Below are 22,714 nucleotides of genomic sequence, written 5' to 3'. Positions count from 1 at the left end.
AGGCAAACTCAGCCGCAGCTGGGCAAATTCTTTTCCTGACGCTTGGCTTCGCCCCACAGGGCGTCCAGGTCTTCAAGGGTGCAACTTTCAATGGGACGCAGGGTATCGCGCAATGCCTGCTCAATAAACCGGAAACGTCGATCAAATTTTGCATTGGCCCCACGCAAGGCGGTTTCAGGGTCCACTTTAAGATGGCGGGCCAGGTTGACCACCGAAAACAGCAGGTCTCCGATTTCATCATGGATGGCCGCCGAGTCATTGTCGGCCATCGCTTCCAGCACCTCGTCCAGTTCTTCTCGGACCTTGTCCAGCACCGGCAATGCCGCTGGCCAGTCAAAGCCGACCTGAGCGGCACGCTTTTGCAATTTGGCGGCACGGGACAGGGCTGGCAGCGCCACTGGCACGTCATCCAGCAAGGAGAGCTGCTGGGGAACAGCGGACTTTTCTGCGCGCTCCTGCGCCTTGATTTCATCCCAGCGCAACTTGACCTGCTCTTCGCTCAGGCGCGGTATATCCAGCGGCGCATACAGGTCGCCCGTGGGGAACACGTGGGGATGTCGGCGGATCAGCTTGCGGGTGATGCTGTCGATCACCCCGGCAAATTCAAACCGGCCTTCTTCACGGGCCAGCTGGCTGTAATAAACCACCTGGAACAGCAAGTCGCCGAGTTCACCTTGCAGGTGCTCAAAGTCGCCTTGCTCAATGGCATCTGCGACTTCGTAGGCTTCCTCAAGGGTGTAGGGCACGATGGTGGCCCAGGTTTGCTTGATGTCCCACGGACAGCCGTACTGCGGGTCACGCAGACGGGTCATGAGGTGTAGCAGGTCGTCGAGGTTGTACATCTGTAATCCTTTGGCCGAAACCTGTAGTCGCTGCCGCAGGCTGCGATGGGTTGCGTAGAGACCCCGCTTTACAAAGCGAAGGTCCTTCGGCCCTTATCGCAGCCTCGTACCTCGTCAGCGACTACAGGTTATCTTGCTTCGCTACGCCCGATCCGACGGGTTTCGATGATGTTCGGCAGTTGCGAGATGCGTCCCAATAAACGTCCCAGCGCGTCCAGACCCGGGATCTCGATGGTCAAGGTCATCAACGCGGTGTTGTTTTCCTTGTTCGAGCGAGTATTGACCGCCAGCACGTTGATCCGCTCGTTGAGCAGAACCTGGGAGACGTCACGCAGCAGGCCCGAACGGTCGTAGGCACGAATCTCGATGTCGACAGGATATGTCGAGACCGGGATCGGTCCCCAGTTGACCTGAATCATCCGCTCCGGCTCACGGCTGCCCAGTTGCAGTACCGAGGCGCAGTCCTGACGGTGAATGCTCACCCCGCGACCCTGGGTGATGTAACCGACAATCGCATCCCCCGGCAGCGGCTGGCAGCACCCGGCCATCTGGGTCAGCAGGTTGCCGACGCCTTCGATCTGGATGTCCCCGCGCTTGCCCGGCTTGTAGCCCGTGGCCTTGCGCGGAATCAGCTCCATCTGTTCGCTGCCGCGCTCCGGCTCGACCTGCTGCTGCGCCAGATTGATCAGCTGCGCCAGGCGCAAGTCACCGGCCCCGAGCGCCGCATACATGTCCTCGGCGGTTCTCATGTTGGCTTTGTCGGCGAGCTTCTCGTAGTCCACCGCTGGCAGGCCCAGGCGACCCAGCTCACGTTCGAGCATGGTTTTGCCGGCAGCCACGTTCTGATCGCGCGCCTGCAACTTGAACCAGTGAACGATCTTCGCCCGCGCCCGCGAGGTGGTGATGTAGCCCAGGTTCGGGTTCAGCCAGTCGCGGCTCGGCGTGCCGTGCTTGCTGGTGATGATCTCGACCTGTTCACCGGTTTGCAGGCTGTAGTTGAGCGGCACGATGCGCCCGTTGATCTTGGCACCGCGGCAGTTATGGCCGATTTCGGTGTGCACCCGGTACGCAAAGTCCAGCGGTGTTGCGCCCTTGGGCAGGTCGATGGCATGACCGTCCGGCGTAAAGATGTACACCCGGTCCGGCTCGATATCGACCCGCAGCTGATCGGCCAGACCACCGATATCACCCAGTTCTTCGTGCCATTCCAGTACCTGGCGCAGCCACGAGATTTTCTCTTCGTACTGGTTGGAACCTGCCTTGACGTCGGTGCCCTTGTAACGCCAGTGCGCACACACCCCCAGCTCGGCCTCTTCGTGCATGGCGTGGGTGCGGATCTGCACCTCCAGCACCTTGCCTTCAGGCCCGATCACGGCAGTGTGCAGCGAGCGGTAGCCGTTTTCCTTGGGGTTGGCGATGTAATCGTCGAACTCTTTGGGAATGTGCCGCCACAGGGTGTGGACAATCCCCAGCGCGGTATAGCAGTCGCGCATTTCCGGGACCAGTACCCGTACCGCACGCACGTCATAGATCTGGCTGAAGGCCAGGCCCTTGCGCTGCATTTTTCGCCAGATGGAATAGATGTGCTTGGCCCGGCCGCTGATATCGGCATCAACGCCAGTGGCCACCAGCTCGGTTCGCAGCTGGTTCATCACATCACTGATAAAGCGCTCGCGATCGAGGCGGCGTTCATGCAGCAAGGTGGCAATCTGTTTGTACTGCTCGGGCTCCAGGTAGCGGAAGGACAAGTCCTCCAGCTCCCACTTGATATGACCGATACCCAGGCGGTGCGCCAATGGCGCATAAATATCGAATACCTCACGGGCGACGCGGTTGCGCTTCTCGTCCGGGGCATTTTTGACAGCACGAATCGCGCAGGTACGTTCGGCCAGTTTGATCAGTGCAACGCGCACGTCATCAACCATCGCGACCAGCATCTTGCGCAGGTTTTCGACCTGGCCCTGGGTACCCAGAACCATGGATTGGCGGGGGCTGAGGCTGGCGCTGATGGCCGCCATGCGCAGCACGCCATCAATCAGCTTGGCCACCACCGGACCGAAGCGCTGGCTGACAGCAGGCAACAAGACCTGCCCTTCGCGCACGCAGCGATAGAGAATCGCGGCAACCAGAGAGTCTTGATCCAGTTTCAGATCGGCCAGTATTTCGGCGATTTCCAACCCTGTGCGAAAGCTCGACGTACCCTCGGTCCACAGGTTTTTCGCCGCGTTGGCTTGCTGCTCGGCCTCGCGCGCAAACTCGCACGCTTCTTTCAAGGCTTCACGGTCCAGCGCCACATCGACACTCACCGCATGATCGAGCCATGCCTCGAGGTTGAGACTGCCGTCGGTGTTGATCGGCTGGTGTGCTCTGACCTGTACCATCTTGCTTACCTTCCCTACAGCGCAGATTCAATGCGCCGAAATCACAGGCCCTAATCCCAACCGCGCGCTACAGGGCATCACTGCGCGGGTTGCGGGCCCGTCGAAATAGACAGACCGTCCTAGTCTGCTTCAAATAACGCCATCGCCTCGACATGCGCTGTTTGCGGAAACATGTCGAGGATTGCGGCACGTTTTAACCGGTAACCCTGTTTCATCAATTCAACTGTATCCCGTGCCAGCGTGGCCGGGTTACACGACACATACACCAAACGCCTGGCTCCCAGGCCAGACAGCTTGCGTACCACTTCATAGGCGCCGTCACGGGGCGGGTCGAGCAGCACGGCACAAAACCCATCCTTGGCCCAGGCTGCATCCACCAGCGGCTGCGACAAGTCAGCCTGAAAAAACACTGCATTTTGCAGGTTATTACTGACCGCGTTTTGCGCTGCGCGTTCGACCATGGTCGCAACACCTTCAACTGCCACCACTTCGCGGACTTTTTGCGCCAGTGGTAACGCGAAGTTACCCAGCCCACAGAACAAGTCAAGAATCCGTTCGTCAGCTTGTGGAGCAAGCCACTTTATTGCTTGAGCCACCATGGCTTCATTGACGCCAGCATTGACCTGGACAAAATCACCGGGACGATACGCCAGCTCCAGGTCCCACTGTTCCAAACGGTAGCCCAGGGTCCGGGTCAAATCGACCGGTTGAGGTTCACCTTCACCATGCAGCCACAACTGGGCGTCATGGGTGAGGCAGAAATCCTGCAGGATTTTCATGTCCCCATCGTTGAGCGGCGCCATGTGACGCAGCAACACCGCAATTGCCGAACCGCTGAACAACTCGACATGGCCAAGGGCCTTGGGATTGCTCAACTGACGCAACATGGCGGGCAGCCCCGTCATGATAGGTTGCAAAGCCTGTACCAGGACCAAACAGTGATCAATGGCGACGATATCCTGACTACCGGCCGCCCGAAAACCTACGTCTAGACGCTTGGCCCGCGCATCCCAGCGCACGGCGATGCGTGCACGGCGGCGATAGCCAAATTCTGGACCTGTGAGGGGCGCCGCCCACTCTTCAGGTTCGACACCGGCCACACGGGACAGTTGCTCGGTCAACATGCGCTGTTTCAGTGCAAGCTGCTCCTCATGGGGCAAATGCTGCACGCTGCAACCGCCACACTTGCCCGCGTGGGCACAGGGCTCCACGCGGCGGATGTCGCTGGCCTTGAACACACGCTCGGTACGGGCTTCAACGATTTTGCCGTGAGCGCCCAGCACCCGGGCTTCAATTTCTTCACCGGCCAGGGCTCCCGACACAAACCAGGTACGCCCTTCAATAAAGGCAATACCCCGGCCGTCGTTGGCCAAACGCTCGATGTTCAAACGCTGTTTCTTGCCCGTAGGCACTTGCGGGGCCTTGGTGCCGCCAGCAGGCTGGAAGCGCAGGCCTCTCTCTTGCTTAGCCATCAGTTGGGCGCATCGTAAATGCCGGTCGACAAGTAACGGTCGCCGCGGTCACAAATGATCGCGACCATCACCGCGTTTTCGACTTCCTGATTCAAGCGCAACATGGCAGCTACCGCCCCGCCCGAGGACACTCCACAGAAAATGCCTTCTTCACGGGCCAGGCGACGGGTGACGTCTTCGGCTTCGCGCTGGGCCATGTCGACAATGCGGTCAACGCGGTCAGCCTGATAAATTTTCGGCAGGTACTCGGTCGGCCAGCGACGGATACCCGGAATGGCGGCGCCTTCCATCGGCTGCAAACCGACGATCTGCACGCCCGGGTTCTGCTCCTTGAGGTAGCGCGACACACCCATGATGGTACCGGTGGTGCCCATCGAACTGATGAAGTGAGTGATCGTACCGTTGGTCTGGCGCCAAATCTCAGGACCGGTGCCGGTGTAATGAGCCTCGGGATTGTCACCGTTGGCGAACTGATCGAGCACCTTGCCCAGGCCCTGGGCCTGCATCTTGTCAGCCAGGTCGCGGGCGCCTTCCATGCCCTCTTCCTGAGAGACCAGAATCAGCTCGGCGCCATAGGCAGTCATGGCCGCCTTGCGTTCGGCGCTGGAGTTGTCGGGCATGATCAGGATCATCTTGTAGCCCTTGATCGCAGCGGCCATCGCCAGTGCAATACCGGTATTGCCCGAGGTGGCTTCGATCAGGGTATCGCCAGCCTGGATCTGGCCGCGCGCTTCGGCACGGGCAATCATCGACAGAGCCGGACGGTCCTTGACCGAGCCTGCAGGGTTATTCCCTTCGAGCTTGAGCAACAAGGTGTTGGTGGAGTTTCCAGCCAGGCGCTGCAAGCGCACCAGAGGAGTGTTGCCGACGCAATCGGCGATAGTTGGGTACTGCAATGTCATGGCGTATTCGCAATCCAGACCGCGGGGCCGCACATCATACCGACAAACACCGATAGCCCATATCACGCAAAGTGCGGTGCTTATGGCTAAAGGCTATAAGCCAGGGTTTGAGGCACACTCGAACCCGTAGCAGCTGACGAGCAGCGCGAGGCTGCGTCCGGTTGCGCAGTCTATTTGGCTGGTAAGCGGACATGCACCCGCAATCCACCCCCGTGGTTCTCGGCCCACAAGCTGCCGCCCTGTAACCGCAGGGCATTGCGCGCAATGCTCAGGCCCAGACCGAAGCCCCCGTCGCCAGGCCTTGAACCGTCCAGCCGGGTAAAAGGCGCGAAAATCCGTTCAAGCTCTTCAGGCGCCACACCCCCACCTTGGTCGTCGAGCCATAGATGCCATTCGTCGCCTTCACGGTGCCCGCTCAGGCTGACAACGCCATCGGGCGGCGAGTGGCGAATGGCATTACGCAGAATGTTCTCCAGCGCCTGGGCCAGGCTATTGAGGTGCCCGCGCACCCAGCAATGCTCATCCACCAGGCAAGGCAACCGTGATTGCGGCCAGCCGCTTTCAAAGCGGGCGTTTTCGGTGAGCATCTCCCACAACGCCTGTACCTGGATGTCTTCCACCGGCAACGGCCCGCGCTCGGCATCCAGCCAGGCCAGCTGCAGGGTGTCCTCGACCAGCCGCTGCATGCCATCCACTTCCCGGCTCAAGCGTTCGCGCAAGGCCTCGACCCCCTGTTCGCTGTCGCACGCTACCCGCAGGCGGCTCAAGGGAGTGCGCAGTTCATGGGACAAGTCACGGAGCAATTGCTGTTGTTGCAAGACCGTGCTTTGCAGGCGCTCGGACATTTGGTCGAAGGCCCGGGCCAGTTCACCCAGTTCGTCCTGACGGCCGGTAGTCTGTCTCGACAGGCGGGCACCCAGTTGATCGGCACGCCAGGCGTTGGCCTGCTCGCGCAAATGATTCAACGGCACGATCAGCACGCGGTACAGGCCCACGCACAACAGCAAGGTCAGCAAACCCGGAATTACGCCATTGGTGACAATGCGCCAGATCACCTGCGAGCGCCCCGGCATAAAACGTTGCGGCAGTTCGATCACCAGGCTGCCCGCAGCAGGATCCTTGGGAAATGGCACCTTGATCCACGGTCGCGCCGTCTTGATATGGCTAATGGGCCAGTCCAGGCCACGCAGAAAGGTCAGGCGCTCAGTCTCGCGATCGTTCAGCGGATAGCTGCTCAGTGATTGTAAATCCTGCCCGATCACCCCGACCCAGCCGGGCTCCCTGCTGCCCATTGCTTGCAGCCATTGGTCGACAGCCGTTTGCTGCCCGGTCTCCCAGGCGCGCTCGGCCTCACCGGCGTAGCGCACCAGCGTCCCGTGGGCCTGCTCGGAGAGAAATCCGGTGCGTTTGTCCATGTAGCGGCCCCAGGACCAACTGAGCCAGATCATCAGTAAACAGAACACCACCAGCAAACAGGCCAGCTTCCAGAAGACAGAGTTCTTGCCGGGCACTTTACAGGGCATCGCTGGCACTCAAGACATAACCCTTGCCCCACACCGTGCGCACTTCGCGCTGGTGGTAGCCGACCGTTTTGAGTTTTCGCCGGATCTGGCTGATATGCATGTCCAGGCTTCTGTCATGGGCCGCATAGCCCCGTTGCAGCACCTGCTGATAGAGAAAGGCCTTACTCAATACCTCGTCGGCATTGCGCTGCAGGGTATCGAGCAAACGGAACTCGCTGCGGGTCAACCCCGCCCATTGTTCGCCATGACGCACGTCACACGTGTCTTCGTCGAACAGCAATCCGCTCTCGGCAGGTGCGGGGTCCTGCGCCAGGCGGGCATCCGGCATGCGGTCCAGGGCCACGCGGCGCAGGATGGCCTGGATCCGCACCCGCAGCTCGGCCATGCTGAATGGCTTGGGCAAGTAATCATCGGCCCCCAGCTGGAACCCGCTGATTCGGTCAGCCTCGGCGCCCAGTGCGGACATCAGGATCACCGGCAAGGCGTGGGTCTGGCGCAATTGCGTGAGCACCTGCAAACCATTCATGCCGGGTAACAGGATATCCATCAAGACAACATCAAAGTGCTCTTGCCGGGCACGGGCCAAACCCTCCTGGCCGTTCTGACACCAGATCACGTCAAACCCGCAGCGCACTAACTGCTCGTGCAGGTAGGCACCCAGGACGGGGTCATCTTCAATGGTCAGAAGGCGTGAAGGGCTAACAGCTACGGGATTCATTAGCGTCTGCAAGTAATTCTCAATCATTGATTATTCAAGATTGAGCCACTACGGGCAACCGGCATGGGCTTTAGCGGCGCCGATAAACGGAAATTGATGGCAAATTTTCAAAGATTTGCCAGGCACCATGTGGCTACACTGCGTTCTGGCCTGGGCGGGATGCACGGGTCACTCTTAAAAATGCAGGGCTGGAGAGTTGCGTGCTTAAAAACCTCGGTATCAAAGGCCGCGTATTGCTGCTTACGCTGTTGCCCGTCAGCTTGATGGCAACCGTACTGGGTGGCTACTTCACCTGGCTGCAACAGTCCGAGCTGCAATCGCAGCTATTGCAGCGCGGAGAAATGATCGCCGAACAACTCGCCCCGCTGGTGGCCCCCGCAATGGGCCGCCATGACACCGCGCTGCTGGCGCGGATCGCCACCGAATCCCTTGAGCAACAGGATGTGCGGGCCGTAGCGTTCCTCAACGCCAACCACGAACCCCTCGCCCACGCCGGGCCGATCATGCTCAACCAGGCTCCCCTGGGCAGCAGCACCCAGCTGCAACAACGAACTGACAACGATGCCACCCGTTATTTACTGCCGGTGTTTGGCCGCCATCGCAATCTGGCCGGTGATGTGATTCCCAACGAGGCCCACCGCCTGCTGGGCTGGGTCGAGCTTGAGCTCTCCCACAACGGCATGCTGCTGCGCAGCTACCGCAACCTGTTTGCCAGCTTGCTGCTGATTGTTACCGGTCTGGTGCTGACCACCCTGCTGGCGCTGCGCATGAGCCGTACGATCAATGCCCCTCTGGGCCAAATCAAACAGGCCGTGGCGCAGCTCAAGGACGGGCATCTGGAAACCCGATTGCCGCCATTGGGCAGCCACGAACTGGACGAACTGGCCTCGGGCATCAATCGCATGGCCGAAACCCTGCACAATGCCCAGGAAGAGCTGCAGCACAGCGTCGATCAAGCCACTGAAGATGTGCGCCAAAACCTCGAAACCATTGAGATCCAGAACCTGGAACTCGACCTGGCCCGCAAGGAAGCCCTGGAAGCCAGCCGGATAAAGTCAGAGTTTCTGGCCAACATGAGCCACGAAATCCGCACCCCGCTCAATGGCATTCTCGGCTTTACCCACTTGCTTCAGAAAAGCGAGCTGACCCCACGCCAGTTCGACTACCTGAACACCATCGAAAAATCGGCCGACAACCTGCTCGGCATCATCAACGAGATTCTCGACTTTTCGAAAATCGAGGCCGGCAAGCTGGTGCTCGACAATATCCCGTTCAATCTGCGCGATCTGTTGCAAGACACCCTGACCATCCTCGGGCCTTCGGCCCATGACAAAGGGCTGGAGCTGGTCAGCCTGGTGTACCGCGACACACCGCTGTCACTGGTTGGGGACCCGCTGCGACTCAAGCAAATCCTCACCAACCTGGTCAACAACGCCATCAAGTTCACCCGCGAAGGCACCATTGCCGTGCGCGCCATGCTGGAAGACCAGGATGAAAACGAAACCGATGGCAGCGTACAACTGCGCATCAGCGTGCAGGACACCGGCATCGGCCTGACGTCCCAGGATATCCGGGCCCTGTTCCAGGCCTTCAGCCAGGCGGACAACTCGTTGTCACGCCAACCCGGGGGCACCGGACTGGGGCTGGTGATTTCAAAACGGCTGGTGGAACAGATGGGCGGCGAAATCGGTGTAGAAAGCACCCCCGGCGAAGGCTCGGTGTTCTGGATCAGTGTCAAACTGCCCAAAGCCCGCGATGACGTCGAGGACCTGCCCTGCGCCCCTTTGCTGGGCCGTCGCGTAGCGATTCTGGAAAAACACGACCTGGCCCGCCAGGCCCTGCACCATCAGCTGGAAGACTGCGGGCTGGATGTCACGCCGTGTACCACCCTTGAGAATCTCACCAACTGCGTGACCGGCGCCCATCAGACCTCTCAGGCCATAGATCTGGCAGTCCTCGGGGTCACGGCCAACGACACGCCACCCGAGCGCCTCAACCAGCACATCTGGGACCTTGAGCACATGGGCTGCAAGGTCTTGGTACTGTGCCCGACCACCGAGCAGGGGCTGTTCAATACCGTGGTGGCCAACCCCCACGGCCAGTTGCAGGCCAAACCTGCCTGTACCCGTAAATTGCGCCGGGCCCTGGCTGACCTGATCAGCCCGCGGCAAACCCGTGCCGAACCCGGAGAGCCGCTGGCCAGCCGCGCACCGCGACTGCTGTGTGTCGATGACAACCCGGCCAATCTGCTGCTGGTGCAAACCCTGCTGGAGGGCATGGGCGCCAAAGTGACCGCCGTGGACAGCGGCTATGCCGCCATTGAAGCGGTCAAGACCGAAGACTTTGATCTGGTGCTGATGGATGTACAGATGCCCGGCATGGACGGGCGCGAAACCACCGAAGTGCTGCGCCAGTGGGAAAGCGAGCGCCACTGCACTGCGCTGCCGATTGTGGCGCTCACAGCCCACGCAATGGCCAACGAAAAACGCGCCCTGCTACAGAGCGGGATGGACGACTACCTCACCAAGCCGATCAGCGAGCGTCAATTGGCGCAGGTGGTGTTGAAGTGGACGGGGCTGGCCTTGCGCAATCAAATCAGTGACAACCATCACGAACCCGTTCGGCAAAACGCACAATTACCCGTACTCGACCATGAGGAAGGCCTGCGTCTGGCGGCGGGCAAGGCTGACCTGGCCGTCGACATGCTGGCCATGCTGCTGGCCTCGCTGGAGTCTGATCGCGAAGCCATCCAGCAGGCGCGCAACGCCAAGGACAACAACGGGTTGATCGAACGAGTCCACCGTTTGCACGGGGCCACGCGTTACTGCGGCGTTCCGCAATTGCGTGCCGCCTGCCAGCGCAGCGAAACCCTGCTCAAGCAAACAAGCCCCAACGCCGACGCAGCGCTCGACGAACTGGACCGGGCCATCATCCGCCTGGCCAAAGAAGCACGCAGTGCTGCATAACGCCAAGAAAACTGTAGCCGCTGACGAGGTACGAGGCTGCGATGGGCTGCGAAGCGGCCCCGGCTTTTGAAGGCCCTGCGGTCCTTATCGCAGCCTCGTACCTCGTCAGCGACTACACAGTTCAGGCTCACCCACCAAGGAAGACCCATGCGCACGATTCTTTTCAGCAGCCAGACCTACGACCGCGACAGTTTCACCGCAGCCGAACAACCTGACGGCAACGAGCTGCACTTCCAGCCAGCGCGCCTGACCCTGGACACTGCAGCGCTGGCCCATGACTACGAAGTGGTCTGCCCGTTTATCAATGACGACCTGAGCGCCCCGGTCCTGGAGCAACTGGCCGCCGGCCGCACGCGGCTTATTGCCCTGCGTTCGGCCGGTTACAACCATGTGGACCTGCCAGCCGCCAAACGCCTGGGCTTGAGCGTGGTGCGCGTGCCTGCGTACTCCCCCCATGCCGTCGCCGAACATGCCGTGGCCTTGATTCTGGCGCTCAATCGGCGTTTGCACCGCGCCTACAACCGCACCCGCGAAGGCGACTTCACCCTGCACGGGCTGACCGGTTTTGATCTGGTAGGAAAAACCGTCGGCGTGGTGGGCACCGGTCAGATCGGCGCCACGTTCGGCAAAATCATGGCCGGTTTCGGCTGCAAGCTGCTGTGCTTCGACCCGTACCCAAACACCGAGCTGCTGGCCCTGGGCGCACAGTATGTAAGCCTCCCCGAGCTGCTGGCCGGCTCGCACATCATCTCCCTGCACTGCCCGCTGACCTCGGACAACAAGCACCTGATCAACAGCGCCAGCCTTGCGACCCTCAAACACGGCGCCATGCTGATCAACACCGGGCGCGGCGCACTGGTCGATACTCCGGCACTGATCGAAGCGCTGAAAAATGGCCAACTGGGCTATTTAGGGCTGGATGTCTATGAAGAAGAGGCCCAGCTGTTCTTCGAAGACCGCTCCGACCTGCCCCTTCAGGATGACGTGCTGGCGCGGCTGCTGACCTTTCCCAATGTGATCATCACCGCCCATCAGGCGTTTTTGACCCGTGAAGCCCTGAGTGCGATCGCGTCCACGACATTGAGCAATATCGCGGCCTGGAAAAACGGTGCGCCGCACAACCTGATTGAAGGTTGATCTTGGGCTTTGATGCCTGCGTGCTAGCATAGCGACTTATTTGGAGGACCCATGGTCGAACACGATTTTCGCTACAGCCTGCTTAACCCGCAGCACACCCTGATTGAATGCCGCGCCCTGGCGCCAGGCCTGTATCAAGTCACCGGCAACGGTGGCTCGATTCAAGCCGGTGACGTGCTGATTGTGTCCCTCAAGGGCAGCAAGAGCCTGTCCATGCGCCTGTCCGTCGACAAGGTCCGTCATCTGATCAACCCCCGCGGCCAGTGGGTTGCCGTCACCAAAGGGCCGGTTTTCGGCGAATTGGCGATTCATGAATGGCAGGTCAACTGCGACACGTGCGCCAAAGAGTTGAAGTTCGAGTTCGCGGTCGACGCCAAACTCGGCACCAAGGCGCAAAAACCTGCTGCCTCGGCGCGTATTGCCGAGCTGGGCTGGAGCACTGAAGGCAGCAAGCACGTGTGCCCGCAATGCCAAAAGGCTGCGCCATGAAACACCTGGCCCTGCTGGCATTGCTGGGCGCAAGCCTGGTCGGCTGCGCAGGTGATCCGGTCAAGTTGCAGCAGAACCACACCTACGTGCTGGAGTGGATCGGCGAACGACCGTTGATCGACAACAGCCACCTGACCGTAACCCTGGACGATGCTGGCCGGGCCTATGGCAGTGGCGGTTGCAATCATTGGTTCGCGCCTTACACCCTGGACGGCAACACGCTGACCTTTGGTGGCGTGGGCAGCACCCGCAAAGCCTGTGCCCCGGCACTGATGGAGCAGGAGCAGCGATTCTTCGAGGCCCTGCAAACCGTACAGAGCTGGGACATCTCACCGATTGAACAGGTGCGGTTCTGGCCAGCTGAAGGCAAACCGTTGCGGTTGTGGCCTGAAGAAGGCTGAAAAACTGCGGCGCCTGAATCGCGAGCAAGCCCGCTCCCACAGCATTTGTACCCTGCCTGTGGGAGCGGGCTTGCTCACGATGGCCTTGACTCAAGCCCCCTTGAGTTCCTTGATCTTGGCCAGCACACCGGCCGCCGTCTGCTCGCCCATCAATGTCGCACGCACCTTGCCCTTGTCATCGATGATGTACGTCACCGGCAATGCCTCGCTGCGGGGCAGATTGAACACTTCTGCCGGATCCTGAGCCAGCACGGTAAACGTAATACCCAGCGCGGTACTCGCTTCGCTCAGCTCCTTGCCCTGCAAACCATCGAAGTTGACCCCGAACACCCCCACGGATTGCCCCTGCAGCTGTTTTTCCAGGGTGTTGAGCTCAGGAATCTCGATCCGGCAGGGTCCGCACCATTCAGCCCAGTAGTTGATGACCTTCCATTGTTTGTCCAGACGCTCCGACGCGATCTTCTGTCCGTGCTGATCGACCCCATAATCATTTCCGCAGCCGGCCAACAATAACGTGGCCGTGACGGCAGCTACTGCCATGAGTCGCTTTAACATGTGTTGATCCTTCTCGCTAAATACATACTAAAAGCCATCAGCGAGCGGCCATTTACCGCATACGGTTCAGGCGCGCCCGTCAGGCGGGTAGAATAGCCGCCACCTTACGCAAGATGCGACCCGCACATGACCGATCTGACGCTTTATCACAACCCGCGCTGCTCGAAATCCCGCGGTGCGCTCGAACTCCTCGAAGCCCGAGGCCTGACGCCCACCGTGGTGCGCTACCTCGACACGCCACTGGACGCCTCCCAAATTCGCGACCTGCTGGCCAAGCTGAACATCGGCGCACGCCAACTGTTGCGCAGCGGCGAAGACGAGTACAAGGCCCTCAACCTGGCAGATGCCAGCCTCAGCGAAGCACAGTTGATCGACGCGATGGCTGCCCATCCCAAGCTGATCGAACGGCCGGTCCTGGTCGTGGGCGACAAGGCCGTCATTGGCCGCCCTCCTGAAAAAGTCCTGGAGATCCTGCCGTGAGCGCGCCTTATATTCTGGTTCTGTATTACAGCCGCAATGGTTCGACCGGCGAAATGGCCCGGCAAATCGCCCGCGGCATCGAACAAGGCGGCCTTGAAGCGCGCTTGCGCACCGTACCCGCCATCTCCACAGAGTGTGAAGCCGTGGCACCGGGCATTCCGGAAGAAGGCGCCCTGTACGCCAGCCTCGACGACCTGAAAAACTGCTCGGGACTGGCCTTGGGCAGCCCGACCCGTTTCGGCAACATGGCTGCACCGCTGAAATACTTTCTGGATGGCACCAGCAACCTGTGGCTGACCGGCGCACTGGTCGGCAAGCCGGCGGGCGTGTTCACCTCCACCGCCAGCCTGCACGGTGGCCAGGAAAGCACCCTGCTGTCGATGCTCCTGCCGCTGATGCACCACGGCATGCTGGTCACCGGCCTGCCCTACAGCGAGTCGTCCTTGCTGCACACCACGGCTGGCGGCACGCCCTATGGCCCGAGTCACCATGCGGGCGCCGACGGCAAGCGCGGGCTGGATGAACACGAAATCACCCTGTGCCGGGCACTGGGTCAGCGCTTGGCCACTATCGCCCTGAAACTGGAGACCACCCGTGGCTAAAAAGCCAAAAGTGCTGCCGCCCATCGAGTGGCTGGAGCCGCGAGTGCGGCTGATGCGCGTCTTGAGCCTGGTGTGTTTCTTTGGCCTGATCGGCTTGCTCTGCGCTTACTACCTGATCTTCGCTGACCTGCATGGCGCGCGTCCCTGGGTGATTCTGCTGATCGAGCTGGTGCCACTGATGTTTCTGGTACCGGGCATGCTCAAAGGCAGCCCGCGCGGGCATTCGTTCACCTGCTACGTGGTCAACCTGTACCTGATCAAGGGGGCGTTGGCGGCGTTCGATCCGAATCGCCAGGTGTTCGGCCTGCTGGAAATTGCCGCCAGTGTGGCCGTGTTCATCAGCGCGATGCTGTTTGTGCGTTGGCGTTACCAGCTGGACCGGCGACTGAGTGGTGAAGGCGCGTAAGAACGTGTGGGAGCGGGCTTGCTCTCGATGCAGTCGACTCGGTTTGTCAGGCAAATCGAGGCGCTGCCATCGCGGGCAAGCCTCGCTCCCAGAGGTTTTATGCCGTTCGCAAACCCTGCTTAATGATTCACCGTAAACGCCAGCATTTGTGACAGCTGGCACATCGGCCGGCCACTTTCGGCATTCCACTGGTTGAATGCATTTTGCACAATCGCCAGGTCCCGCAGGCTGGTAGGCGCCTTGTCCACCAGCTTCTGCGCGTTCAGCGCAGCCACCACGTCATAGCTGGGCACAAATGTGTCCTTGCCAACCATGCGCAAGAAGCGTGGAGCCGACAAACCGCCCAACTGATGCCCATGCTTGGCCAGGTACTTCCACAACCCGACAATATCGGTCACTGGCCACTGGGCGATAAACGCGCCAAAACTGCCGTGTTCGTGTGCGATATCGAGCACCATCTGCGCATTGAGCGGCACACTTTTAAGCTTGCCCAGATGGCGAATGATCCGCGCATCCTGCATCAACCGCTCCAGATGTTCGGCGCCCATCAGCACCACTTTTTCCGGGTCAAAACCAAAGAACACTTCTTCAAACACCGGCCATTTGGCATCCACCACACTGTGCTTGAGCCCGGCACGAAAAACCCGCAGGGCCAGGGTCGACAGGTAGCGATCATCGCTGATCTGGCGCAATTGTTCCGGGGTTCTCGGAACGGGCAATTGGGATTCCAGTGCGGCTGACGAACCAAAACGGTTCAAACAATATTCGTGCAGCCATTTGTAGTCGCGCATGCCCTCTCCTCGGCAAATTACAGGTTTAGCAGGTTAACGAATCGCGACGCGGCCGTGTCGTCGATCTTCAGACTCGCGAAATCAAAGAGATTGCGATCTGCCAACTGCGACAGGTTCACGTTCTGCAAGCTGCGAAAGATACTCTCGGTGCGCCCCGGCGTCTTGCGGTCCCACTCCTGGAGCATGTCCTTGACGACCTGGCGTTGCAGGTTTTCCTGGGAACCGCACAGGTTACAAGGAATGATCGGGAACTTCTGCCAGTCGGAGTAGGCCTGGATGTCCTTCTCGTTGCAGTACGCCAGGGGCCGGATCACCACGTTACGCCCGTCATCGGAGCGCAGCTTGGGCGGCATCGCCTTCAGGGTGCCGTTGAAGAACATGTTCAGGAAAAAGGTTTCAACGATGTCATCACGATGATGCCCCAAGGCCATCTTGGTCGCACCAATTTGATCGGCAAAGGTGTACAGAGTGCCACGGCGCAAGCGCGAGCACAGCGAACAGGTGGTCTTGCCTTCGGGGATCAGTTCCTTGACCAGCGAGTACGTGTCTTTTTCAACAATGTGGTACTCCACGCCCAGGGACTTGAGATAGGCCGGAAGCACGTCTTCGGGGAAACCGGGCTGCTTTTGGTCCATGTTCACGGCCACGATCTGGAACTGGATGGGCGCGACTTTTTGCAGGTGCAGCAGCACATCGAGCAGCGTGTAACTGTCTTTGCCCCCAGAGAGACAGACCATCACCTTGTCACCGTGCTCAATCATGTTGAAGTCGGCTACAGCCTCACCGGTCAATCGACGCAGACGTTTCTGGAGTTTGTTTTGAAAGACCGAAAGAGTGCTCATAGCGCTTTGATTCCGCGAGTCGAGACCAAAACCGGGGATTTTACCCAAAAAAACCCGGCCGACGAACCCCTTTGCCCGCCTAAAGACTCCAATGCGATAAGCCTGAGTCTGACAGCACAATATGCTCTAAAGGGCCGGTTCTGTGGGACGACAGGTTCCCTATACTGGTGCTTAAGGCCGCACTCCCACCGCTTAGATACGTATTGGCTGCGCGACCGGCACGCGTCCCGCTGGGGGCGATGCGTCTCATACAGGAGCGAAAGCCATGATCCATCACGTTGTGGGCCTTTTCACCCACCCCGATAAAGAGTGGCGCGAAATCCGTGGCGATGCAGAAGAAAGCATCGGCCATATGTACCTCACTCATACATTGATTCTGGCTGCGATCCCGGCCATTTCCGCATTTATTGGTACCACTCAGGTGGGCTGGGTTATCGGTGCTCGCGCGCCGGTGATGCTGACCCTGGACAGCGCGTTGTGGATGACCCTGATGTCCTACGTCGCAATGCTTGCGGGCGTGGGTGTGATGGGCGCGTTTGTTCACTGGATGGCCCGCACTTACGATGCACAACCCAGCCTGCCGCGCTGCGTGGCCTTTGCCACCTACACGGCGACACCGTTGTTTATCGGGGGGCTGGCGGCACTTTATCCGCACATGTGGCTGGGCATGATGGTGGGCACTGCAGCCATTTGCTACACCGTGTATTTACTCTACGTGGGCCTGCCGACCTTCATGAACATTGACCCCGACGAAGGCTTTCTGTTTTCAAGTTCGGTACTGGCGGTCGGCCTGGTGGTACTGGTGGCGATCATGGCGTTTACCGTGATTGTCTGGGGGCTGGGCGTAGGGCCGGTCTACACCAACTAGATGGCGCACGCAGGCTGCGATAAGGGCCGCAGGACCTTTAAGAACGGGTCGCTATGCAGCCCATCGCAGCCTGCGGCAGCGACTACACCGTTTGTCGCATGACCACTCGGCACCTCGACACTTCGGAACCCCCACCGCTTGCGGCATAATCGCCTGCTCTGGAGAACCGAACCGCATGCCCGAGTCACTCAATACCCGCGTCGAAGACTGTTTCCAACAGGCCGAAGTATTTTTCAAACGCCCCTTTAAACGCCCCGTCGTCAGCTTCAAGCTGCGCGGACAAAAAGCCGGTGTCGCCCATCTGCACGAAAACCTGCTGCGCTTCAACCCACAGTTGTACCGCGAAAACAGCGAAGATTTCCTCAAGCAAACTGTCCCCCACGAAGTCGCCCACTTGATCGCCCACCAACTGTTTGGCGACCGCATCGCCCCCCATGGCGAAGAATGGCAATTGATCATGCGCGGGGTGTACGAATTGCCGCCCAATCGCTGCCATACCTACGCCATCAAGCGGCGCAGCGCCACACGCTACATCTACCGCTGCCCTTGTCCGCAGAGCGACTTTGCGTTCTCGGCCCAGCGCCATGCCCTGGTCAACCAAGGGCGCGGTTACCTGTGCAGACGCTGCCGCCAGACACTGGTCTTCAGCGGCCAAACCCGGGTCGAATAAGCAGGCATAAAAAAACCCATCCGAAGATGGGTTTTTTATTCACTCAAGCTTACTTGAGCAACACCGGGGCCGGGCCTTCAGCCACACCCAGGTCGTCTTGCGGACGCGTGTCGTCCAGCGGGCGACCGCCAGAGTTCAGCTCTGCCTGCAGCTTGTCAGTGTCCAGCTCTTTCACCCACTTGGCCACAACCAGGGTTGCCACCGCGTTACCGATCAGGTTGGTCAAGGCACGGGCTTCGGACATGAAGCGGTCGATGCCCAGGATCAGCGCCAGACCAGCAACCGGCAAGTGACCTACAGCCGACAGGGTTGCCGCCAGTACGATAAAGCCACTACCGGTCACACCTGCAGCACCTTTGGACGACAGCAACAGCACCAGCAGCAGCGTGATCTGGTGCGTGATGTCCATATGAGTGTCTGTCGCTTGAGCGATAAACACGGCCGCCATGGTCAGGTAGATCGAAGTGCCGTCGAGGTTGAACGAGTAGCCGGTCGGGATCACCAGACCTACCACGGACTTCTGCGCGCCCAGACGCTCCATTTTCACCAGCATGCGTGGCAGGGCCGATTCCGACGAGGACGTACCCAGTACGATCAGCAGCTCTTCACGGATGTAGCGGATCAGCTTCAGAACGCTGAAACCGTGAGCGCGGGCAATACCGCCCAGCACGATCAGCACGAACAGCACGCAGGTGATGTAGAAGCAGATCATCAACTGACCCAGCTGAACCAGCGAGCCTACGCCGTAAGCGCCGATGGTGAAGGCCATCGCACCCAGCGCACCGATTGGCGCCAGCTTCATGATCATGTTGATGATGTTGAACATTACGTGGGCGAAGCGGTCGATGAAGTCCAGTACCGGCTTGCCGTAGGCACCCAGGCGATGCAGGGCGAAACCGAAGATCACCGAGAACATCAGCACTTGCAGGATGTCGCCATTGGCGAAGGCGCCAACAATGGTCGACGGGATCACGTTGAGGATAAAGCCTACGATGCTCTGGTCTGCGCCTGCCGACACGTAACCGGCAATTTTGCTGGCGTCCAGGGTCGACACGTCAATGTGCATGCCCGCGCCAGGCTGAACCACGTTGACCACAATCAGGCCAATCAGCAGGGCAATGGTCGACACCACTTCAAAGTAGAGCAACGCATAGCCGCCGGTCTTGCCGACCGACTTCATGCTTTGCATGCCGGCAATACCGCTCACCACCGTACAGAAAATAATGGGCGCGATGACCATTTTGATCAGTTTGATAAAACCATCACCCAGCGGTTTAAGTGCAACACCGGTTTCAGGGTAGAAATGGCCCAGCAAGATGCCGATAGCGATCGCTAAGATCACTTGCACATACAGGGATTTGTACAGTGGCTGACGAGTCGTCATTGCAAAGTTCCTCAAGTGCATCACTCAGTCATCATTCCGTCTGAGACTGGCGATACCCAAAGCGCGAACCCTCCTTCTTGGAGGGATTTGTTGTTGGAGCTGCTCTACCGGCAGACCTCTCGCACTTATTGCAAGCCGTGGGCCACATTGGGCAAAAGCCCCTCAAAGGCCCATAGCACCTGCCCCTGCAGGAAATTGCGGTTTGATTTTCAAGGAAAGGACTTGGCGGGATTCCGCCCATTGGGCGTCTTGAAGCGCAGGAGGTGGCGGATATCCGCCTGATTGTCTGTATCCGAAATCTCGTGGGAGCGGGCTTGCTCGCGATGCAGGCTACCCGGTTTGTCTGAATGACCGTGGAGATGCCATTGCGAGCAAGTTCGCACCCACATGGGTTTCACTCGGTCGGAAAATGAATCCGGAAGGCCGCCCCACCCAGTGACGAGTCTTCGAGCGTCAGGGTGGCGTCATAGCTTTCTATGATGTCCTTGACTACTGCCAGCCCAATGCCCTGCCCCGCATGTTGACGGTCCAGGCGCTCGCCACGTTGCAGGATCCGCGCGCGTTGATCGGGCGGCACCCCCGGGCCATCGTCTTCAACGCAGACCTCAATACCGTGAACATTGCGGTGCAGGCTGATCCGTACCTGGCTCAGACACAGCCGGTAGGCGTTTTCCAGCAGATTGCCCAGCAACTCCAGCAAGGCGTTCTGCTCGATCGGTACATGGCTCAGCTCCGGAATGTCGAAACTGACCTTCACCCCTTTATCCCGATACACCTTGCCCAGCGTGTCACACAGGCTGCGCACCACCGGCAGCAGTTCGACCTGATGGCGGACCAGGCCGCTTTTGCGCAAACTGGCACGCTGCAACTGATAGCCAATTTGCTGGTTCATGCGCTCGATCTGGCTTTGCAGCACCCAGGCCTGCTCGCGCTCAGCAGGGCGCTGGGCCATGCTTTCACTCACACCCTGCAGCACCGCCAAGGGGGTTTTCAGGCTGTGGGCCAGGTCATCGAGCGAGTCGCGATAACGCGTACGCTGCTCGCGCTCGCTTTGCAGCAAACGGTTCAACGAGCCGGTCAGACGCAGCAACTCCCGAGGGTGCTGCTCGCTGAGGCTTTCCCGTTCCCCGGTTTCAATTTCATCCAGTTCCTGACTCAAACGTCGCAAGGCGCGTAACCCCCACGTCAGACCAATCCATAGCAATGCCAGCAGAACAATCAATGCTGCGCCAAACCCCAGATAAAGGTTTTCGCTCAAGCCTGCCAACGTCAGGTTGTATTCACGCATCGGCTGCAAGGCAACAAAGCTGAAGGCTGCACTCTTGCCGCCGAGCAACTTCACCTCGGCGTCGTAGACAAAAAACTCTTCGCCATTGTCTTCGCGAATGCTCGCAAATTCGTTGCCTCGCCCGTCATAGCGCGGTTTGTAGTTGATGGTTTCTTCTTGCGTTGCCCGCGAGCGCCACACCAGGTGCCCCTCGCGGTCATAGACATAGCCGAGAACGCGACTGTCCGGCAGGTCAAACTGCTCATCCGGTAACAGGACGGGCATTTTGAGATGGTTTTTTTCGACCTTGGCAGCCGAAATCAGCGTGGTGACATCAGACGCCAAACGCTGCTCTATGGCGTCCTTGAGGGCCAGACTGAACGCCCCCTGCATGGCCGGTAACAGCGCCAGCATAAACAACACGGCCAACAACGTGGCCGCCAACATCAATCGAACGCGTAGCGAACGAATCATCGACAGCGCTCAGTGAACAGGTATCCCAGGCCACGCACGGTATCGATCGGTTTAAAGCCATTTGCCCCCTCAAGCTTGCGACGAAGGCGCCCTACCAGCACCTCGATCACATTCGGATCACGCTCCTCGTCATCCGGGTACAACTGTTCCATCAAGCGGTCCTTGGCCACCACTTGCTGGTGATGGCGCATCAGGTACTCCAGAATGCGGTACTCATAGGCCGTCAGCGCCAGCGGCTCATCATCGAGCAGTGCCTGCTTGCGGTTGATGTCCAGCACCAGCGCACCTGCCACGATAGTCGACTGGGTAAAGCCACAGGAGCGACGCAGCAAAGCATTGAGCCGTGCTTCCAGCTCTTCGAACTGAAACGGCTTGACCACATAATCGTCGGCGCCGGCAGCCAGGCCTTCGACCTTGTCCTGCCAGTTGCCGCGAGCCGTCAGAATCAGGATCGGGAACGTCTTGCCCCGTGCCCGCAACTGGCGAATCAGCTCCAGCCCGCTCATTCCCGGCAAGCCCAGATCAATCATGGCCAAGTCATGATTGAACTGTTCGCTCTGATACAACGCCTCTTCGGCATTGGCAACGGCCTCGACCACATGGCCGTTTTCGCTCAGTCGGGTTTGCAAGTGATGGCGCAGTAACGCCTCATCTTCAACCACCAACAATTTCATCGCGCTCTCCCAAGCAAAATCCGCGTCTCGAAGGACGTGTGTCCCTGACTACACACAGTATGTCGTGCGCCCTGAACATACTCTGAACAATTGCACAGCCGTACCAAGCCCCGCACAATGCCTGCCATGAACCGACTCCCCGCCTTGCCTGCCTGCTGCACGCCGCTGCGCGCTGACTGGCCGTTGCCGCACATACTGCCCGCCAGTGTGTGGCTCAGCACCGACTTTATCCCTGCACAGCTTGAAGACGACGATTTTGCCCGCAGTGCCATTGAGATGCCTGCGAGTATTCAACGCTCAGTGGCCAAACGCCAAGCTGAATTTCTGGCCGGGCGTCTTTGCGCCCGCGCAGCCCTGTTGCAACTGGATGGCACCTGCGCCACGCCCGGCATGGGTGAAGACCGCGCGCCCATTTGGCCGGCCCATATCAGTGGCGCCATCACCCACAGCAATGGCCGTGCCGGGGCACTGGTGGCCCTGAAAAGTGAATGGCAGGGGCTGGGCATCGATCTGGAAAAACTGCTCACTACCGAGCGCGCCCAGCGCCTGGCCAAGGAAATCCTTACCCCCGATGAGCTTTTACGCATGGCCAGCGTGCCAGCAGAGCAGATTGCGCTGCTGATCACGCTGACGTTTTCAGTCAAGGAAAGCCTGTTCAAGGCGTTGTACCCGCTGGTGCAAAAGCGCTTCTACTTTGAACACGCTGAGGTGCTGAATTGGACACCAGAGGGCCTGGTGCGCCTGCGCCTGCTCACCGACTTGTCACCCGAATGGCAACAGGGCCGTGAGCTGGACGCACAATTTTGCCTGTTTGAAGGGCAGTTGCTGACAGTGGTGGCCATCAGAGGGGGCACGCCCCCTGTCGCCTGA

At 59.7% G+C, this 22,714-nt stretch carries 22 protein-coding genes; 10 read left to right on the top strand and 12 right to left on the bottom strand.

The window, feature by feature from the left end:
- Window positions 1–8: 8 nt before the first annotated feature.
- From mazG to AACY07_RS05435, 6 genes are all read right to left on the bottom strand, one after another.
- Complete coding sequence (gene mazG / locus AACY07_RS05460; protein ID WP_339473787.1) at window positions 9–842, bottom strand: nucleoside triphosphate pyrophosphohydrolase; 834 nt, start codon at window positions 840–842, stop codon at window positions 9–11.
- Between the two features lie 128 nt (window positions 843–970).
- Window positions 971–3,223: a GTP diphosphokinase gene (gene relA / locus AACY07_RS05455; protein WP_339473786.1), complete on the bottom strand. Its 2,253-nt coding sequence runs from the start codon at window positions 3,221–3,223 to the stop codon at window positions 971–973.
- Between the two features lie 119 nt (window positions 3,224–3,342).
- The gene (rlmD, locus tag AACY07_RS05450; RefSeq protein WP_339473784.1) at window positions 3,343–4,695 is read right to left on the bottom strand and encodes a 23S rRNA (uracil(1939)-C(5))-methyltransferase RlmD; all 1,353 of its coding nucleotides are present in this window, start codon (window positions 4,693–4,695) and stop codon (window positions 3,343–3,345) included.
- A complete protein-coding gene (gene cysM, locus AACY07_RS05445) occupies window positions 4,695–5,597 on the bottom strand; it encodes a cysteine synthase CysM (protein ID WP_133075754.1) in 903 nt (300 codons plus the stop codon). Before cysM ends, rlmD begins: the two co-directional genes overlap by 1 nt.
- 170 nt (window positions 5,598–5,767) lie before the next feature.
- Complete coding sequence (locus AACY07_RS05440) at window positions 5,768–7,120, bottom strand: sensor histidine kinase (RefSeq protein ID WP_339473782.1); 1,353 nt, start codon at window positions 7,118–7,120, stop codon at window positions 5,768–5,770.
- Window positions 7,110–7,838: a response regulator transcription factor gene (locus AACY07_RS05435; RefSeq protein WP_133075756.1), complete on the bottom strand. Its 729-nt coding sequence runs from the start codon at window positions 7,836–7,838 to the stop codon at window positions 7,110–7,112. The genes AACY07_RS05440 and AACY07_RS05435 overlap by 11 nt, the downstream gene beginning before the upstream one ends.
- Before the next feature lie 200 nt (window positions 7,839–8,038).
- Here AACY07_RS05435 and AACY07_RS05430 point away from each other — a divergent pair, with 200 nt between their 5' ends.
- The 4 genes from AACY07_RS05430 to AACY07_RS05415 all read left to right on the top strand — a co-directional run bounded on the left by AACY07_RS05430 (window position 8,039) and on the right by AACY07_RS05415 (window position 12,831).
- Window positions 8,039–10,804 carry a response regulator gene (locus tag AACY07_RS05430; protein WP_339473781.1) on the top strand — a complete coding sequence of 922 codons (2,766 nt, stop codon included), beginning with the start codon at window positions 8,039–8,041 and terminating at the stop codon, window positions 10,802–10,804.
- A gap of 147 nt (window positions 10,805–10,951) precedes the next feature.
- On the top strand, window positions 10,952–11,941 hold the full coding sequence (locus tag AACY07_RS05425) for a 2-hydroxyacid dehydrogenase (RefSeq protein ID WP_339473779.1): 990 nt from the start codon (window positions 10,952–10,954) through the stop codon (window positions 11,939–11,941).
- Between the two features lie 51 nt (window positions 11,942–11,992).
- Window positions 11,993–12,430, top strand: coding sequence for a hypothetical protein (locus tag AACY07_RS05420; RefSeq protein ID WP_133075759.1), 438 nt, complete (start codon window positions 11,993–11,995; stop codon window positions 12,428–12,430).
- On the top strand, window positions 12,427–12,831 hold the full coding sequence (locus AACY07_RS05415) for an META domain-containing protein (RefSeq protein ID WP_133075760.1): 405 nt from the start codon (window positions 12,427–12,429) through the stop codon (window positions 12,829–12,831). The genes AACY07_RS05420 and AACY07_RS05415 overlap by 4 nt, the downstream gene beginning before the upstream one ends.
- A 90-nt stretch (window positions 12,832–12,921) precedes the next feature.
- Here the strand turns inward: AACY07_RS05415 and AACY07_RS05410 are convergent, their stop codons facing one another.
- Entirely contained in the window at window positions 12,922–13,386 is a 465-nt protein-coding gene (locus tag AACY07_RS05410; protein WP_339473778.1) for a TlpA disulfide reductase family protein, read from the bottom strand.
- Window positions 13,387–13,512: 126 nt separating this feature from the next.
- Here AACY07_RS05410 and arsC point away from each other — a divergent pair, with 126 nt between their 5' ends.
- Genes arsC through AACY07_RS05395 form a run of 3 tightly spaced genes read left to right on the top strand, consistent with a single transcriptional unit; the run spans window position 13,513 to window position 14,874 of the window.
- Window positions 13,513–13,866, top strand: coding sequence for an arsenate reductase (glutaredoxin) (gene arsC / locus AACY07_RS05405; protein ID WP_326425607.1), 354 nt, complete (start codon window positions 13,513–13,515; stop codon window positions 13,864–13,866).
- A complete protein-coding gene (wrbA, locus tag AACY07_RS05400) occupies window positions 13,863–14,468 on the top strand; it encodes an NAD(P)H:quinone oxidoreductase (protein ID WP_339473777.1) in 606 nt (201 codons plus the stop codon). The genes arsC and wrbA overlap by 4 nt, the downstream gene beginning before the upstream one ends.
- Complete coding sequence (locus AACY07_RS05395; RefSeq protein ID WP_326425603.1) at window positions 14,461–14,874, top strand: DUF2069 domain-containing protein; 414 nt, start codon at window positions 14,461–14,463, stop codon at window positions 14,872–14,874. The genes wrbA and AACY07_RS05395 overlap by 8 nt, the downstream gene beginning before the upstream one ends.
- A 119-nt stretch (window positions 14,875–14,993) precedes the next feature.
- Here AACY07_RS05395 and AACY07_RS05390 read toward each other — a convergent pair whose 3' ends face one another.
- Both AACY07_RS05390 and ttcA read right to left on the bottom strand, forming a co-directional pair.
- Window positions 14,994–15,665 (bottom strand): DNA-3-methyladenine glycosylase I, encoded by a 672-nt coding sequence (locus tag AACY07_RS05390; RefSeq protein WP_339473775.1) that lies wholly within the window; start codon window positions 15,663–15,665, stop codon window positions 14,994–14,996.
- A gap of 17 nt (window positions 15,666–15,682) precedes the next feature.
- Entirely contained in the window at window positions 15,683–16,507 is an 825-nt protein-coding gene (ttcA, locus tag AACY07_RS05385; RefSeq protein ID WP_133075766.1) for a tRNA 2-thiocytidine(32) synthetase TtcA, read from the bottom strand.
- 265 nt (window positions 16,508–16,772) lie between these two features.
- On the opposite strand from ttcA, the gene AACY07_RS05380 reads away from it, so the two are divergent.
- Both AACY07_RS05380 and AACY07_RS05375 read left to right on the top strand, forming a co-directional pair.
- The gene (locus tag AACY07_RS05380; protein WP_019827754.1) at window positions 16,773–17,375 is read left to right on the top strand and encodes a Yip1 family protein; all 603 of its coding nucleotides are present in this window, start codon (window positions 16,773–16,775) and stop codon (window positions 17,373–17,375) included.
- 175 nt (window positions 17,376–17,550) lie between these two features.
- Window positions 17,551–18,045 carry a SprT family zinc-dependent metalloprotease gene (locus tag AACY07_RS05375; protein WP_339473772.1) on the top strand — a complete coding sequence of 165 codons (495 nt, stop codon included), beginning with the start codon at window positions 17,551–17,553 and terminating at the stop codon, window positions 18,043–18,045.
- A 49-nt stretch (window positions 18,046–18,094) separates the two neighbouring features.
- On the opposite strand, the gene AACY07_RS05370 is transcribed toward AACY07_RS05375, so the two are convergent.
- The 3 genes from AACY07_RS05370 to AACY07_RS05360 form a co-directional block, all read right to left on the bottom strand.
- Window positions 18,095–19,429 (bottom strand): dicarboxylate/amino acid:cation symporter, encoded by a 1,335-nt coding sequence (locus AACY07_RS05370; RefSeq protein WP_019827758.1) that lies wholly within the window; start codon window positions 19,427–19,429, stop codon window positions 18,095–18,097.
- 394 nt (window positions 19,430–19,823) lie between these two features.
- The gene (locus AACY07_RS05365; RefSeq protein WP_339473770.1) at window positions 19,824–21,170 is read right to left on the bottom strand and encodes an ATP-binding protein; all 1,347 of its coding nucleotides are present in this window, start codon (window positions 21,168–21,170) and stop codon (window positions 19,824–19,826) included.
- A complete protein-coding gene (locus AACY07_RS05360; protein ID WP_019827760.1) occupies window positions 21,167–21,844 on the bottom strand; it encodes a response regulator in 678 nt (225 codons plus the stop codon). The genes AACY07_RS05365 and AACY07_RS05360 overlap by 4 nt, the downstream gene beginning before the upstream one ends.
- A gap of 126 nt (window positions 21,845–21,970) precedes the next feature.
- On the opposite strand from AACY07_RS05360, the gene AACY07_RS05355 reads away from it, so the two are divergent.
- Window positions 21,971–22,714 carry a 4'-phosphopantetheinyl transferase family protein gene (locus AACY07_RS05355; RefSeq protein ID WP_339473768.1) on the top strand — a complete coding sequence of 248 codons (744 nt, stop codon included), beginning with the start codon at window positions 21,971–21,973 and terminating at the stop codon, window positions 22,712–22,714.

Origin of the sequence: Pseudomonas sp. RL_5y_Pfl2_69 (assembly GCF_963970465.1) — a bacterium.
Taxonomy (GTDB): Bacteria; Pseudomonadota; Gammaproteobacteria; order Pseudomonadales; family Pseudomonadaceae; genus Aquipseudomonas.
The sequence above is the reverse complement of the archived record's forward strand: the minus strand, read 5'-3'. Positions and strand labels throughout refer to the sequence as shown.